At 70.4% G+C, this 15,278-nt stretch carries 11 protein-coding genes; 4 read left to right on the top strand and 7 right to left on the bottom strand.

Annotated features, from left to right (window positions below; translation table 11 throughout):
- The first annotated feature begins 68 nt into the window (after nucleotides 1-68).
- Complete coding sequence (locus tag ACG04R_RS06325; RefSeq protein ID WP_394407298.1) at nucleotides 69-1,067, top strand: aldo/keto reductase; 999 nt, start codon at nucleotides 69-71, stop codon at nucleotides 1,065-1,067.
- 43 nt (nucleotides 1,068-1,110) lie between these two features.
- Nucleotides 1,111-1,506, top strand: coding sequence for a hypothetical protein (locus ACG04R_RS06320; RefSeq protein WP_394407297.1), 396 nt, complete (start codon nucleotides 1,111-1,113; stop codon nucleotides 1,504-1,506).
- A gap of 264 nt (nucleotides 1,507-1,770) precedes the next feature.
- Here ACG04R_RS06320 and ACG04R_RS06315 read toward each other — a convergent pair whose 3' ends face one another.
- Nucleotides 1,771-1,956 carry a 4-oxalocrotonate tautomerase gene (locus ACG04R_RS06315; RefSeq protein ID WP_394407296.1) on the bottom strand — a complete coding sequence of 62 codons (186 nt, stop codon included), beginning with the start codon at nucleotides 1,954-1,956 and terminating at the stop codon, nucleotides 1,771-1,773.
- Nucleotides 1,957-2,073: 117 nt separating this feature from the next.
- Here ACG04R_RS06315 and ACG04R_RS06310 point away from each other — a divergent pair, with 117 nt between their 5' ends.
- Nucleotides 2,074-2,961, top strand: a complete 888-nt coding sequence (locus ACG04R_RS06310) for a LysR family transcriptional regulator (protein ID WP_394407295.1) — start codon at nucleotides 2,074-2,076, stop codon at nucleotides 2,959-2,961.
- A 12-nt stretch (nucleotides 2,962-2,973) separates the two neighbouring features.
- Here ACG04R_RS06310 and ACG04R_RS06305 read toward each other — a convergent pair whose 3' ends face one another.
- The 4 genes from ACG04R_RS06305 to tkt form a co-directional block, all read right to left on the bottom strand.
- A complete protein-coding gene (locus tag ACG04R_RS06305; protein ID WP_394407294.1) occupies nucleotides 2,974-3,372 on the bottom strand; it encodes a VOC family protein in 399 nt (132 codons plus the stop codon).
- A 297-nt stretch (nucleotides 3,373-3,669) separates the two neighbouring features.
- Nucleotides 3,670-4,668 (bottom strand): type I glyceraldehyde-3-phosphate dehydrogenase, encoded by a 999-nt coding sequence (gap, locus tag ACG04R_RS06300; RefSeq protein ID WP_394407293.1) that lies wholly within the window; start codon nucleotides 4,666-4,668, stop codon nucleotides 3,670-3,672.
- A 76-nt stretch (nucleotides 4,669-4,744) separates the two neighbouring features.
- Nucleotides 4,745-5,770, bottom strand: a complete 1,026-nt coding sequence (locus tag ACG04R_RS06295) for a hypothetical protein (RefSeq protein WP_394407292.1) — start codon at nucleotides 5,768-5,770, stop codon at nucleotides 4,745-4,747.
- A gap of 274 nt (nucleotides 5,771-6,044) precedes the next feature.
- Nucleotides 6,045-8,030, bottom strand: coding sequence for a transketolase (tkt, locus tag ACG04R_RS06290; protein WP_394407291.1), 1,986 nt, complete (start codon nucleotides 8,028-8,030; stop codon nucleotides 6,045-6,047).
- A 145-nt stretch (nucleotides 8,031-8,175) separates the two neighbouring features.
- Between tkt and ACG04R_RS06285 the strand changes: the two genes are divergently transcribed.
- Nucleotides 8,176-8,778: a hemerythrin domain-containing protein gene (locus tag ACG04R_RS06285; RefSeq protein WP_394407290.1), complete on the top strand. Its 603-nt coding sequence runs from the start codon at nucleotides 8,176-8,178 to the stop codon at nucleotides 8,776-8,778.
- On the opposite strand, the gene ACG04R_RS06280 is transcribed toward ACG04R_RS06285, so the two are convergent.
- Together ACG04R_RS06280 and ACG04R_RS06275 are read right to left on the bottom strand one after the other, a co-directional pair.
- Nucleotides 8,775-11,852 (bottom strand): diguanylate cyclase, encoded by a 3,078-nt coding sequence (locus ACG04R_RS06280; RefSeq protein ID WP_394407289.1) that lies wholly within the window; start codon nucleotides 11,850-11,852, stop codon nucleotides 8,775-8,777. The two genes, ACG04R_RS06285 and ACG04R_RS06280, sit on opposite strands and share 4 nt — an antisense overlap.
- Nucleotides 11,853-11,944: 92 nt before the next feature.
- The gene (locus tag ACG04R_RS06275) at nucleotides 11,945-15,085 is read right to left on the bottom strand and encodes a diguanylate cyclase (protein WP_394407288.1); all 3,141 of its coding nucleotides are present in this window, start codon (nucleotides 15,083-15,085) and stop codon (nucleotides 11,945-11,947) included.
- Between the last annotated feature and the right edge of the window lie 193 nt (nucleotides 15,086-15,278).

Below are 15,278 nucleotides of genomic sequence, written 5' to 3'. Positions count from 1 at the left end.
CCGGGTGTCATTACATGCGGGTACCCGCATACCATCGCGGCGCCCCCGTCGCTGACCCCTTCTCCACCATGAGCTACACCCCCGATCCCCAGCGCTACGAACGCCAGCCCTACCGCCGCAGCGGCCGCAGCGGACTTCTGCTGCCCACGCTCTCGCTGGGTCTGTGGCACAACTTCGGCGATGTCGACCGCTTCGACACCGCGCGCGAGATGGTGCTGGGCGCCTTCGACCGCGGCATCACGCATTTCGACCTGGCCAACAACTACGGCCCGCCGCCCGGCTCGGCCGAGCTGACGATGGGCCGCCTGCTGCGCGAGGACCTGCATGCCCACCGCGACGAACTCATCATCTCCACCAAGGCCGGCTACCGCATGGGCCCCGGCCCTTACGGCGAATGGGGTTCGCGCAAGTACATGCTGGCCAGCCTGGATGCGAGCCTGAAGCGGCTGGGCCTGCCCTACGTCGACATCTTCTATTCCCACCGCCCCGATCCGCACACGCCGCTGGAAGAAACCATGGGCGCGCTGGACCATGCGGTGCGCAGCGGCCGCGCGATCTACGCTGGCGTCTCCAACTACTCGGTCGAGCAGACGCGCGAGGCCAGCGCCATCCTGCGCCGGCTCGGCACGCCTTGCGTCATCCACCAGCCGCGCTACAGCATGCTGGACCGCTGGGTCGAGGACGGCCTGCTGGACACGCTGGCCGAGGAAGGCATCGGCTGCATCGCCTTCTCGCCGCTGGCGCAGGGCATCCTGACGGAGCGCTACCTCGCGTCGGCCATCCCTGCCGACTCGCGTGCTGCCAAAGGCGGCTTCCTGAAGCCCACCGACCTCACGGAAGGCAAGCTGGCCGCCGTGCGTGCGCTGAAGGCGATTGCCGACGCCCGCGGCCAGACGCTGCCGCAGCTGGCGCTGACCTGGGTGCTACGCCACGCCGGCATGACGTCGGTGCTGGTCGGCGCCAGCCGCCTGGCGCAGATCGACGATGCGCTGGGGGCGGCGAACGGGGCGGCGCTGACGGGCGAGGAACTGGTGGCGGTGGAAGCCGCGTTGCGGCTGGTGCGATAGAGCTCAGACGAGACGGTGTCCGACGGCATCGGGAGCACTTGCGATGAAGTTCGGGAATCTCAGATCGTTGGCACACAACCTGGCGGACTCGCTGGCCAGCGGCATCGGGCTGCTGATCGGTGTGTACGACATGAATGTCTTTGGTGAAGCAGCGGCTGAGGAGCCGGGCTATATCGAAGTCGATTTCCTTGCCGCGACCGCGGCGGGCAGCCCTGCGTCGCCGAGTCTTCTCCAGGCTATCGAACGGTATCGACAAGCGCTCCCGACGTTGGCGGCCAAGCATGGTGTGGTACTTGGGCAGATCAGAGTCCTGTCGGCCCGCTTCGGGACGGACTCCGTCTATGGATGTCACTTCACCGTGACAGTGATCACCGAAGACGGACGGTCTGCGACGGACAGGTATGTCGGCTCGCCGGGGAAACGCTTGTATCGCCGCTGAAGAAAAGGCCCTTGCCGCAGGCGAGCGCGCACAGGCCCCTGCCCAGCCGAACGAACCGTTGACTCAGTTCGCCGCAAAGCAGTACAGCAACCCTGCGCCGCCCGTAGCCACCAGCTTGGGTTGGCTGCAGCCGCGACTGGCGTGAGCGGCGTTCCACGACGAGTTGCCGCCGCCGGTGCGGTCGTAGTGGCCCGACTGCATCTAGCCGGCGTCGGCGTTCGGCGTGCAGTTCTTGCACGTCTTGTCCGCGCCGTCGGGGAAGGCTCAGCCTTCCGAGAGCAGCTTGCCGCCCTTGGCCCACTGCTCGCGCGGCACTTCCTGGATGACGATGTCCACGCTTTCCGGCGGGCACTTCAGGATCTCGACGGCCACGCGGGTGGCCTCGCGGACGAAGTCGCGCTTCTGGTCCTGTGTGCGGCCGGGGTGCATTTCGAGGCGAAGGATGGGCATGGTGTGGGTTCCGTTGAAGCCCGGCGGTGTGCCGGGCGTGGACGCAGTCTCCTGTGCCGGGCCGCGGCGATAAACCTGCGAGGATGACCGACATCCCGAACCTGGAGGTTGGCAATCGTGGACAAGCTGGCGGGCATGGAGACCTTTGTGCGCGTCGTCGAAGGCGGCAGCTTCGCCGCGGCGGCGCTGGCCACGGGCGTGTCGCCGACGATGGTGGCCAAGCAGGTGCGCGCCATCGAGGAGCGACTCGGTGCCCGCCTGCTGCACCGCACGACGCGCCGCCACCAGCTCACCGAGGTGGGGCAGCTCTACCTCGAACGCTGCCGCGCCGCGCTGGCCGGTGTGGCGCTTGCCGAGGCCAGCGCCACCGAGCTGCAGCGGGCGCCGCGCGGGCCGCTGGCCATCGTCGCGCCCGTGGGCTTCGGCAGCCGTGTGCTGGCTCCGGCGCTGGCGGGCTGGATCGCCACGCATCCGGAGGTGTCGGTCGAGTTGACGCTGGACGACCGCCCGGAGGCGCGCATCGCCAAGGACTGCGAGCTGGGCATCGTCATCGGTGACGTGCGCGACACGGCGCTCGTGGCGCGGCCCCTGCGGCCGTACCGGCGTGTGCTCGCCGCGGCGCCGCGCTACCTGGCCACCCACGGCACGCCCGACCACCCGGATGAGCTGGCGCAGCACTCGTGCCTGGCCATCCGCTACTGGCGCCATGCCGACAGCTGGCACCTCGTGGGGCCGGCCGGCGAGGCCTGCGTCGTCCCCGTGGCCGGTCGCTTCACGGCCAACGAGGGTGGTGCGCTGCGCAGCGCCGCGGCCGCCGGTGCGGGCATCGTGCTGCAGCCGGAGGACGCCCTCGCCGACGACTTCGCCAGCGGGCGCCTGCTGCCCGTGCTGCCGGCGTGGTCGTTCCGGCCCACGCCGATGCACCTCGTCTACGCGTCCGACCGGCGGCCGACCGCCAAACTGCGCAGCGCGATCGATTTCCTCGTGGGGCGGTTCGGCGTGTGAGGCGCGCAGGTATCAGCGCGAACCGAAACGTGCCTTCGCGGCGTCGGTGACCGGCGTGAACAGCGCCACGAGGTTGCCCTCGGGGTCGCGGAACTGGGCCGACTTGTTCCCCCATGGCATCAGCTTCGGCGCGTGCACCCACGGCACCTTGCCATTCAGCCGCTCGAACTCTGCATCGATGTCAGGGACGATGAATTCGAGGATGGCCGTGCGGTTGGCGCCGGGCTCGGCACTGCCCGCCTGGAACAGCGCCACCGTCTCGGTGCTGCCGATGGCGAGCGTCGCCGCGGGCGTCACGATCTCCGCGAACACGGGCGCCAGCCAGTCGGCGCGCTGTTGCGTCACCAGTTCGTAGAAGCCGACCATGGCCTGGATGTCGGCAGCGATCAGGCGGGTGGAGGCGAATTTCATGCAAAGACCTTCAGGCAATGCCGCTGGCTGCGGCGAAGGTTCACATGCTGAACGGCGGCTCCTGACGCCCGAAGGCAGCAGCAGGCCGGTATGCCTCGTGCGCCGCCGCCCTGCTGACAAAACTGTGCGACCTCAGTTGGGCTCACCGGCAGCACAAGCTGGCGGCCAAGGCGCTGTACGCGTGGCTGGGCCTGCATCTGGCGGCGGTTTCGCTCGCGCTGGCCGGCGCGTTCCAGCTCTTGTTCTGAAATGAAAAAGGGGCGCCGGTGGCGCCCCTTTTTGCTTGGCAGACGTTGATCAGCCGGCCACAACGCGGACCATTTCCAGGACCTTGTTCGAGTAGCCCCATTCGTTGTCGTACCAGGACACGAGCTTGATGAAGGTGCCGTCCAGCGCGATGCCGGCGTCGGCGTCGAAGATGGAGGTGCGCGGGTCACCACGGAAGTCGGTCGCGACGACCTTGTCTTCCGTGTAGCCCAGCACGCCCTTCAGCGCGCCTTCGCTCTGGGCCTTGAACTCGGCGCAGATCTCTTCGTAGCTGGCGTCCTTCAGCAGCTCGACGGTCAGGTCGACGACCGACACGTCGCTGGTGGGCACGCGGAAGCTCATGCCGGTCAGCTTCTTGTTCAGCTCGGGGATGACCTTGCCGACGGCCTTGGCGGCACCGGTGCTGCTGGGGATGATGTTCTCCAGGATGCCGCGGCCGCCGCGCCAGTCCTTATTGCTCGGGCCGTCCACGGTCTTCTGCGTCGCGGTGGCGGCGTGCACGGTGGTCATCAGGCCGCGCTTGATGCCCCACTTGTCGTTCAGCACCTTGGCCAGCGGAGCCAGGCAGTTGGTCGTGCACGACGCGTTGGAGATGATGGCTTCGCCGGCGTACTTGGTGTGGTTCACGCCGTAGACGAACATCGGCGTCTCGTCCTTGCTGGGTGCCGAGAAGATGACCTTCTTCGCGCCCGCGGCCAGGTGCTTCTCGCCGCCGGCCTTGTCCAGGAAGATGCCGGTGGATTCGATGACGATGTCGGCGCCGGCCTCGGCCCACTTCAGTTCCGTCGGGTCCTTGATGGCGGTCAGGCGGATGGACTTGCCGTTCACGACCAGCGTGTTGCCTTCGACGGCCACGTCACCCTCGAACTTGCCGTGCACGCTGTCGTACTTGAGCATGTAGGCCAGGTAGTCGGGCTCCAGCAGGTCGTTGATCGCGACGACCTCGATGTCCTTGAAGTTCGCGACAGCGGCACGGAACACCATGCGTCCGATGCGGCCGAAGCCATTGATGCCGATCTTGATGGTCATGGGAGAGTCTCCAGAGGAAAGGAAAGAGGTTCGCGCGGGGCCGCCGATTCTCAGCGATCCGTGGGCGGGTGGGGTTTCAGGTCGATTTCAACGGCGGCTGGTTCAGGCGCAGACGGCCGCAGGGTACGTTGATGACGAGGTCGCTGCCGAGCAGGTTCTGGAAGCGATCAGGCTGCAAGGCCAGTTCCAGCCCACGCAGCCAATCCAGGAAGGCAGCGCGGTTCAGATTGTGTTCGCCGATCTCTCCGACGCTGTTGTCCCAGGCCGGCTTGCCCAGTGTCCAGGCCACCTTGAAGGGGCAGTCCATCGTGTTGAAGTCGAAGTCGGCCTGGAGTTGTTGTGCGCCCTTCACACCACCGAGGAACTGCCTGAGCGGGAATTCGCGGCCGAAGTGCGTCGCTGCGTCGCGGCCGCTGAATTTGAAATGCTGCTCGACCTCGAATGGCTCTGCGCCAGCCGGCAGGCAGGGTAGCCGGTAGTCCTTCAGGTAGGCCAAAAGGTCGACGCGACCTGCCTTGGGCAGTGTCGAATACAGCAGCCTGACGTCGGGTGCAGCCTCGGCACTCCTAAACACCAGTCTGACCAGCACGTTGATCGATTCGCCGGGATCGCTTTCCAGAAAGTAGATCCGCTCCGGGCGCTTCACGCACTGGCGCAACGCAGCCGCGTGCGCGGCCACCTGCGGGTCTTGCGTCGCGGTCAGGCTCCAATGCACCGGGCCGAGACCGTGTGCGTCGAACAGGAACTCCTGCACCGCCAGCACTGGGGCTTCGCCGGTCGGCAGACAGGGCAGGCGGTACAGGCGGGCAAAGGCCTGGAGGCGTCGGACCATGTCTTCCGGCGCGTCGCCGCGCACGACTGCCACCTCAGGCTCGGCGTCGGGCGCCGTGAAGCGCAGCGACAGTCGGACCGTGGCGCGGTTCTCGCGCTGGATCTCGTCGGCGGAGAACTGGGGCGGTTGGCCCGGTGTCGTCAGGCAGGCCAGCAGCGCCTTGGAGCGCACGTCGGGTGCAGGCGACAGATCCTGTGCGTGCACCGGCGCCAGTTGCCACAGCAGTACCGCTGCCAGTGCAGCGCGGCGCAGCAGATTTATCAGTCGCAAGTCTTGTCTCCCCGGACGCGTCGACGCGCGCAGAAACCGCAGCGTAGCGGAACGCGGCGCCGCAGACCTTGACGGTTGCTCAAGCGGGTCTTGACGAGACCGGGGCGCCCCGCGCCGGCCGTGTCACGTCAGCTCATGGTATCCAGGCCTGAGTTGACCGGGCTGGCCCGCGCGCCAATGACGCACAGGCCCAGCGCTCATGGCGTGAGCAATCGGCACCGGTCAAACGCTCGGATCGTGATGACCCTGTCGGTTCTTGGCGCCGCTTGGCGGCTTACTTCTTCTTCAGCACCGCCTTCACAGTCGCCGCCACGTTCTCGGGCGTGAAGCCGAAGTGCTTGAACAGCACCGGCGCCGGGGCCGATTCGCCGAAGGTGTCGATGCCGACGACGGCGTCCACGCCGTACTTCCACCAGAAGTCGCTGACGCCCATCTCCACCGCCACGCGCGGCAGGCCCTTGGGCAGCACGGTCTTCTTGTAGTCCTTGTCCTGACGGTCGAAGACGCTGGTGGACGGCATGGAGACCACGCGCACCTTCACGCCTTCGTCGGCCAGCAGCTTCTGCGCGGCCATGGCCAGCTGCACTTCGGAGCCGGTGGCGATGATGACGGCCTTGGCCTTGCCCTTGGCCGGTTCACTCAGCACGTAGGCGCCCTTGGCGATCTCGTCGACGTTGGTCTTGGGCGAGTAGGCCAGGTTCTGGCGGCTCAGCGCCAGCAGGCTGGGGCGCTGCGCGTTGCCCAGGGCCATCGTCCAGGCGACGACGGTCTCGGTCGTGTCGGCCGGGCGCCAGACGTCCAGGCCGGGGATCAGGCGCAGGCTGGCGACATGCTCGATGGACTGGTGCGTCGGGCCGTCTTCACCCAGGCCGATGGAGTCGTGCGTCATCACGTGGATGACGCGCGTCTTCATCAGTGCGGCCATGCGGATGGCGTTGCGGCTGTAGTCGCTGAAGGTCAGGAAGGTGCCACCGTACGGGATGAAGCCGCCGTGCAGCGCGATGCCGTTCATGATCGCGGCCATGCCGAACTCGCGCACGCCGTAGTTGATGTGGCGGCCATTGTTGGGCGTGCCAGCGGCGTCGAAGCGCAGGTTGGGCGTGCTGCTCGTGTTGGTCAGGTTGGAGCCGGTCAGGTCGGCGCTGCCGCCCAGCATCTCGGGCAGCTTGGCCGTGAAGGCTTCCAGCGCGATCTGGCTGGCCTTGCGGCTGGCGACGGTCTGCGCCTCGGCGTGGGCCTTGACGACGGCGTCGACGGCGATCTGCGCGAAGTCGGTGGGCAGCACGCCGGCCATGCGGCGCTGGAATTCGGCGGCCAGCTCGGGGTGGGCTTCGGCGTAGGCGTCGAAGCGCTGGTCCCAGGCGCTCTCGGCCTGATCGCCGGCAGACTTGTGATCCCACGCGGCGTAGACCTCGGCCGGGATGGCGAAGGGTTCATGCGTCCAGCCCAGCGCCTCGCGGGTCAGCTTGATCTCTTCGGCACCCAGCGGCTCGCCGTGGGCCTTGCTGGTGTTGGCGCGGTTGGGCGAGCCCTTGCCGATGTGGGTCTTGGCGATGATCAGCGTCGGCTTGTCGGCGCTCTTCTTGGCCTTGCCGATGGCATCGTCGACGGCGTCCACGTCATGGCCGTCCACCGGGCCGATGACGTTCCAGCCGTAGGCCTGGAAGCGCTTGGCCGTGTCGTCGGCGAACCAGGGCGCGACCTGGCCGTCGATGGAGATGCCGTTGTCGTCGTAGATGGCGATCAGCTTGTTCAGCTTCCACGCGCCGGCCAGTGCGGCGGCCTCGTGCGAGATGCCTTCCATCAGGCAGCCGTCGCCCAGGAACACGTAGGTGTGGTGGTCGACGATCTGGTGGCCATCGCGGTTGAAGTCGCGCGCCAGCAGCTTCTCGGCCAGTGCCAGGCCGACGGCGTTGGTCACGCCCTGGCCCAGCGGGCCCGTCGTCGTCTCGACGCCGGCGGTGATGCCCACTTCCGGGTGGCCGGGCGTCTTGCTGTGCATCTGGCGGAAGTTGCGCAGCTCCTCGATGGGCAGGTCGTAGCCCGTCAGGTGCAGCAGCGCGTAGATCAGCATGGAGCCGTGGCCGTTGGACAGCACGAAGCGGTCGCGGTCGGCCCAGTGCGGGTTGGCCGGGTTGTGCTTGAGGTGGCGCGCCCACAGCGCCACGCCGATGTCGGCCATGCCCATCGGGGCGCCGGGGTGGCCGGAGTTGGCCGCCTGCACCGCGTCCATCGCGAGGGCGCGGATCGCGTTGGCCATGAGGGTGGGGGAGGCGGTCGATGCGTCAGTCATGGCCGGAGCTTTCTTGGGCTGAAGGGGCAAAACGCGCGATTTTACGGGGGTGACTTTCGGCCGCTTGATCCAGCGCAAGGTCCGGTCGTGGTCGAGGCGCGACGCTCGCGGCATGTTCCCGTCGCCCATGCCCCTGGCCGTGCGTGTCATCCGCGCCGAGCACGATGCCCTCGCGGCCATGCTGCGCACGGTGCCGCTGCTGCTGGAGGCGCAGCGCCGCGCTGACACGCCACCGGACTTCGGCGCGCTGCGGGCGATGCTGTTCTACGTCGACGAATTTCCCGAACGCTTGCATCACAAAAAGGAAAGCGAGTTGCTGTTCCCCAAGCTGCGCGCGCTGGCGCCGGCGCTGCGCGACACGCTGGACGACCTGGAGGCCGACCACGCCCAGGGCGAGCGCGCCATCCGCGAGTTGCAGCACAGCCTGCTGGCCTGGGAGCAGATGGGCGAGGCGCGGCGCGACAAGTTCGAGCAGCAGATCCGCGTCTACGCGGCGCGCTACCTGCGCCACATGAAGCGCGAGGAGACCGAGATCCTGCCACGCGCGGCCGAGGTGTTCAGCCCCGACGACTGGGTGGAGCTGGACGAGGCCTTCGGCAGCCACCAGGACCCGCTCGCGCCGCGGCCGGGCCAGACGGTGGACGCCGCCTACGCGCCACTGCGCGAGCGCATCCTGGCGGCGCTGCCGGCACCGTTCGGCTGGGGCCCTAGCTAGCGAGCGCTCCTGAGCACGCGCAGCCGCTCGCTGGCCAGCCATTCGACGGGCGGGCGGCCCATCAGGTCGCGCAGCGCGTCGGCGTCCAGTCCGGCGTCGGCGCTGACCACGCCCACCCACCGATCACGGCCACTGCGCTTGGCCTCGTAGAGCGCGCCGTCGGCCACGTCGATGAGGGTGCCCCAGTCCAGCGCCTGCGGGTGGGCCGGGGCCAGCGGGAAGCAGGCGAAGCCGATCGAGCAGCTGCGCGTCAGCCGCTGGCCGTCGGGCAGCTCGAAGGGGCGGCCGGACACCGCGCGGCGCATGCGCTCGGCCAGGTCGGCGGCGTGCTCTCGCGAGCCGTCGCGGGCGACGACGAGGAACTCCTCGCCGCCCCAGCGCACGACGTGGTCGCTGTCGCGGCAGACCTCGCGCAGCCGCTCGCGCATCTGCACCAGCACGGCGTCGCCGGCCGAGTGGCCGTGCCGGTCGTTGACGAGCTTGAAGTGGTCCACGTCCACCAGCATGAAGATCAGGTCGCCGTTGTCCGACGGTGCGCTGCCCGCGGCATGGCGGCGCAGCGCGACGGCGATGTCGGCGTCGATGTGCTGCGTCAGGTAGCGGCGGTTGTGCAGGCCGGTCAGCGGGTCGCTGAGGCTGGACTCCTTCAGCGCCGCGGACAGCGCCTCGAGCTCGGCCGTGCGCTCCTGCACGCGCCGCGCCAGCTCGGCCTGGCGCCGCTCCAGCGCGCGCGTACGCCACTGCACGAGGCTGTAGATGCCCAACCCGGCCAGCAGCCCGCCCAGCGTGCGTGCCCACCAGGTCTGCCACCAGGCCGGCTGCACCTCGACGTCGATCAGCAGCGGCTGGTCGGTCCAGTCGCCCAGGCGGTTGCTGCCCTGCACCTGCAGCGAATAGTGGCCGGGTGCCAGATTGGCGTAGTTGGCCACGCGCAGCTCGGCGCCGGTGGAGATCCAGTCCTCGTCGTAGCCCTGCAGCCGGTAGCGGTAGAGGTTCTGCGCCGGCGCGCTGTAGTCCAGCGCGGCGAACTCCACCGAGAACGCGCGCTGCCGGGCCGTCAGCGTCAGGCCGTCACGCAGCAGGCCGGCGGGCTGGCGGCGGCTGTCGATGCGCAGCTCGGTCGCGACGATGGGCGGCTGGAAGTCCCAGCGGTGGAAATGCGAGGGCTCGACCACCAGCAGCCCGGTGCTGCCGCCGAACAGCATGCGGCCATCGGCCAGCTGGCCATAGGCGCGGAACCAGCCGGTGCCGATGTCGACGCCGTCGATCTTGCCGAACTCGGTGTACGTCCGGGTGGCGGGGTCGAACATGCCGCGGTGTGTCCAGATGCGGCCCTGGGCATCGGCCAGCAGGTTGGCGCCGAAGCTGCGGTCCTGCGCGCCGCGCGGCAGCGCCACGCGCTCGAAGTCCGCGCCCGGCGGGCGGCGGAACAGGCCGGCGCTGGTGTCTACCCACATCACGCCGCGCGGGTCGACCAGCAGGCCCAGCACGCCCTCCTGCGGCAGGCCGGCGCCGGCCGGGCGCAGGGCGCCGTCGACGAGCTGGAAGAGGCCCGCCTCGGCGCCCACCCACAGGTGGCCGTCGGCGGTTTCGACCAGCGCGTTGACGTTGCCACCCAGGCGCTTGCCACCGGCCAGTGGCAGGCGGTCCAGCTCGGTCGCGCCGGGCGCCAGCCGGTGCACGCCATCGGCCGTGCCCACCCACAGCGTGCCGTCGCGGCCGGCCAGCAGCCGGCGCACGCGGGCCTGGCCGGTGGAGCGGACCTCGCGCAGGTGGTGCTGGGTGTCGAAGCGGAACAGCTGGCCGCTTTCCGTACCGGCCCAGACGCTGCCGTCGCCGGCCTGGGCCAGTGCGGCGACGAGGCCGCTGAAGCGGGTGTCCGGCCGGATCGCGCCGGTCAGGTGCAGCTGCGGGTCCAGCACAGCGATGCCGCGCTCCAGCGTGCCGAGCCAGATCTCGCCGCTGGCCAGCTGCAGCACGCTGCGCACGTCGGTGTCGGCCAGCGGGCTGGCGGGGTCATCGTCCTGGCGGCGTACCCACAGGGCATGGTTCTCGGGGTCGTAGCGCTGCAGGCCGCCGCCGTAGCCGCCTACCCACAGCGTGCCGGCACGGTCGCGCAGCAGCGCGTGGAAGTCGGTGCCGCCCAGCGTCCAGGGGCGGCGCTGGTTGCGCTTGAGCAGCTGCAACAGGCGGCCGTCGGTGGCGCGCAGTTCCACGCCGGTGACGCGGCCCACCCAGACCTCGCCGTCGCCCACGCTCAGCAGGCTCAGCACCGGCGACGGCCGCGTGCCTTCGCCCGCCTCCAGCGCGTGTGGCGCGGTGCGGCCGCCACGGTCCACCAGCAGCAGCCGGCCGTCGCGCGTGCCGACCCAGATGCGGCCGTCGCCACCCTGGGCCAGCGCGTTGACCGCCCAGCCGCCCTCAACCGGCTCGAAGCGCTGGCTGCCGGCGCGCAGCCGTGCCAGGCCACGCCAGGTGCCCACCCAGAGGTCGCCGTCGCGGTCCACCAGCAGCGCGCCGACGCGGTCGTCCGGCAGGCCGTGGCCGTCGGCGACGCGGAAATGCTCGAAGCGGCCGGTGGCGGGGTCCAGCCGGTCCAGGCCACCGAGCAGGCCCACCCATATGCGGCCGTCCTGGGCGCGCGCCAGCCGCAGCACGCTGCCGGGCGAGATGGAGTCGGGCACGGCCGGGTCGTGCTGAAGGAAGGTCCAGCGCTCGGTCAGCGAGTCGAAGCGGGCCAGGCCGTCGCTGGCGCTGCCGGCCCACAGCACGCCGCCGCGGTCGGCCAGCAACGCGCGCAGAAAGCGGTTGGCGCGGCCGCCGGGGCGGTCCGACTCCGTCATCGGGTAGGCCCGGGTCTGGTAGCCGTCATAGCGCACCAGGCCCACGCTGGTGCCCACCCAGATCAGGCCGCGCTCGTCCTGTGCCAGCGCCGCGACGATGCCGTCGACGATGCCCGAGGTGCCGGTGGCGGTGACGAAGCGGGGCTCTGACATCGCGTCGCGCTCGGCTCGCGCGGCCGGCAGGCCGAGGCAGCAGAGCAGCAGCGGGAGCAGGACGGATGACAGACGCATCGACACGGTTGTTGTTCTAGGGGGCTTCGAGCGTAGCAGGCCACCGCGGCGGGGCGCCCCGGTCGCGGGAGCCTGCGCCTCCCCGAGGCGCGTCAGCGCGCAGGTACGCGCGCGGCGACGGACGTGACGAGCCGGACCCGTCCCGTCGCGGCCCAGTCGTCCAGGCGCCGGCGCGAGTCCTCGCGCAATTCGGCCTCGGTCGCAGCTTCGGCATCGAGCAGGCCGATCCAGGCGTTGCGGCCTTCGTCCTTGGCCTCGTACAGCGCCGCGTCGGCGAGGTCGATGGCGGCGTGCCAGTCCAGCGCGGCGGGCAGCCGCGTGCACAGCGGGAAGGCGCTGAAGCCGACCGAGCTGGTCAGCGACAGCCGGTAGCCGCCGTCCAGCGCGAACGGCTGGGCGGCGATGGCCTGGCGGGCACGCTCGGCCAGCTCGGCAGCGCGGCTGCGCGGCGTGCCGCGGGCGACGATGAGGAACTCCTCGCCGCCCCAGCGCACCAGGTAGTCGGTCTCGCGGAACACCTGTTCCAGCCGGCCGCGCATCTGCGTCAGCACGGCGTCGCCGGCCATGTGGCCGTGGGCGTCGTTGATGCGCTTGAAGTGGTCGATGTCGATGAGGAAGAACAGCAGGTCCTGCTCGCTGCCCTCAGGGCTCGCCTGCCCGGCCAGGGGTTCGTAGTGGCGCACGGCCAGCGCCGCGTCGGCGGGCATCTGGCGGTCCAGGAAGCGGCGGTTGCGCAGGCCGGTCAGCGGGTCGGTGAGGCTGGCCTCCTCCAGCTCGGCGGACTTGGCCGTCAGCGCTGCCGTGGCGGCCTCCAGTGCCTCGGTGCGCTCCTGCACGCGGGCCTCCAGCACGCGGTGGCGGCGCAGCAGCAGCCGTGTGCGCACGCGCACGATGCCGGTGACGGCGCCGATGACGGCCAGCACCGCCAGCGCGCGGGCCCAGCTGGTCTGCCACCAGGCGGCGCGCACGTCGACGTCGACGACCAGTTCGCCCGAGCCCCAGGCGCCGTCGCGGTTGCTGCCCTGCATGTGCAGCCGGTAATGGCCCGGCGACAGGTTGGTGTAGGTGGCCGTGCGGCCCAACGTGCCGTCCACCCAGGCGTCGTCCAGACCTTGCAGCCGGTAACGGTAGCGGTTGCGGCTGGGCTGGCTGTAGTCCAGCGACGCGAAGGACAGGCTGAAGGCGCGCTCGCCGGCCGCCAGCACGATCTTGTCGGCGCCGGCGGGCAGCGGCCGTTCCTCGCCTTCCACGCGCAGCTCGGAAATGACCAGCGGCGGCTGGTAGGACCATGGCGAGAAGCGGTTGGGGTCGATCACCAGCAGGCCGTGCGCGCCGCCGAACAGCATGCGGCCGTCATCCAGCTGCACGTAGGCGCGGAACCAGCCGGTGCCGAGGTCGGCGCCGTCGGCCGCGCCCAGCTCGCGGCGCTCGCCGGTGCGCGGGTCGAACATGTTGCGTTGCGACCAGATGCGGCCGCGCTTGTCCAGCAGCAGGTTGGCGCCAAAGGCGCCGCCCACGTCGGACGCCGGCACCGTCTCGAAACGCGCCTGGCTGCCGTGGCTTTGCACCAGCCGGTGCAGGCCGGTGCCGGTGTCCACCCACAGGCGGCCGGCCAGGTCCACGGCCATGCCCAGCACGGTCTGGCCGGTCAGCCCCTTGGGCTCGATCCATTCCGCCACCGGCTCTTCATCCGTCGGGTTGGCGATGCGGAACAGGCCCGCCGCGCCGCCGGCCCACAGGCTGCCATCGGGCAGGCGGGCGAAGGCGTTGACCTCGCCCGTGCCGCCGACGAGGCCGGCCGTCGGGATGGCTCGCATCTGCGGGTGCTGCGGCGTCCAGCGCATCAGGCCGTCCAGCGTCCCGATCCACAGCGCGCCGTCCTCGGTGGCCTGGAAGCGCCGCGGCACGGCATTGCCGCTGCGCAGCGTCTCCTTCCAGCGGCCGTGCTCGTCGAAGCGCAGCAACTGCGTGTCGATGGCCACCCAGACCGAGCCGTCCAGCGTCTGCCCCAGCGCGTTGATGCGGCCGGCCGGCAGGCCGGCGCTGCCCGGCGCGATGTGGGCGATGGGCTGCAGGTCGCGGTCGCGGCGCTCGATGCCGCCGGCCAGCGTGCCCAGCCAGACCTCGCCGTTCTTCAGTTGCAGGATGCTGCGCACGTCCAGCGTGGCCGGGCCCATGGCGTCGCGCACCATGGACAAGCCCGGCAGCGACGGCACGTGGCGCATCAGGCCGCCGCCGTAGCTGCCGGCCCAGATGGTGCCGGAGGGGTCGCGCAGCAGCGCGCGCACGTCGCTGCGCGGGCCGGTGGCGTTGCCGCCGGTGGCGGACAGGCGTTCGATGAGCGCACCGTCCGACGCGCGGCGGCGCGACAGGCCGGAGGAGTCGCCGAACCACAGTTCGTCGGCATCCGGCTGGGCCATGGCCATGACGGGCCAGACGCTGGAGGAGCCGTCCGCGGGCGAGCCCGGGCTGAAGGGCAGCGGCTGGCCGCTGGTGGACAGGGCCTTGAGCCGGCCCTGGGCCGTGCCGGCGATGATGCGGCCGTCCAGCGTCTCGGCCAGCAGCGTGACGAGCTGGTCGCCCAGGCCCACGTCCAGCGTCTCGATGGGACCGTCGGGCGCCTTGCGCGCCAGGCCGCGCCAGGTGCCGATCCACAGCACGCCCTGGCGGTCGACAAGCAGCGTCTGCACGCGCGGGTCGGGCAGGCCGTCCTCGCGGCCGCGGTGGTGGGTGAAGCGGTCGCCCTTGACATCGAAGCGGTCCAGCCCGCCGCTGCCGCCGATCCACAGCGTGCCGTCCTTCTCCAGCGCCAGCGTGCGCACGGTGTTGGCGGCGGGGGCGGTCTCGTCGGCGGAGGCGCCGTCGCGGGCCCAGCGGGCCCAGCGGCCGGTGGCCAGGTCCAGCCGTACCAGGCCGCTGTTGCCGGCCGCAACCCAGATCCAGCCGCGCGGGTCGGGCAGCATGGCGCGCACGAACTGCTCGGGCAGCAACTGGCCGTCAGGGGCGGCCAGCGCGTAGTGCTTGAAGGTGTAGCCGTCGAAGCGCAGCAGGCCTTCGGGCGAGCCGGCCCACAGCAGGCCGTGGGCGTCCTGCGCGAGCGCGGAGACAACGTTGTCCCGGACGGCGCCCGGTTCGCCGATGGGCTCGAAGCGCGGCACCACGGCTCCGGCCGCCTGTGCCAGCCCCAGCACGATCAGCAGGGCTGCCCACCCACTCGCTTTGAAGACCCTCATTCCGGCATTCTCCGCGACAGCTGTGACGCCTCGCCCCCTGCCGCGATCGGGAAAAACGCCGGTCCGCATCGCCGGTGCCCGCCCCGGATCGTGAACTAGTGGCGTGCTCGAGATGTTTGTATCAAATGGGTCAATTTGAATTTATCAATTTGAAGCAAACTGGCGCTGCAGCCCTGCCGATTCACCGGGTGAG

It is taken from the genome of Pelomonas candidula, assembly GCF_043555985.1.
Taxonomy (GTDB): Bacteria; Pseudomonadota; Gammaproteobacteria; order Burkholderiales; family Burkholderiaceae_C; genus Pelomonas; species Pelomonas candidula.
The sequence above is the reverse complement of the archived record's forward strand: the minus strand, read 5'-3'. Positions and strand labels throughout refer to the sequence as shown.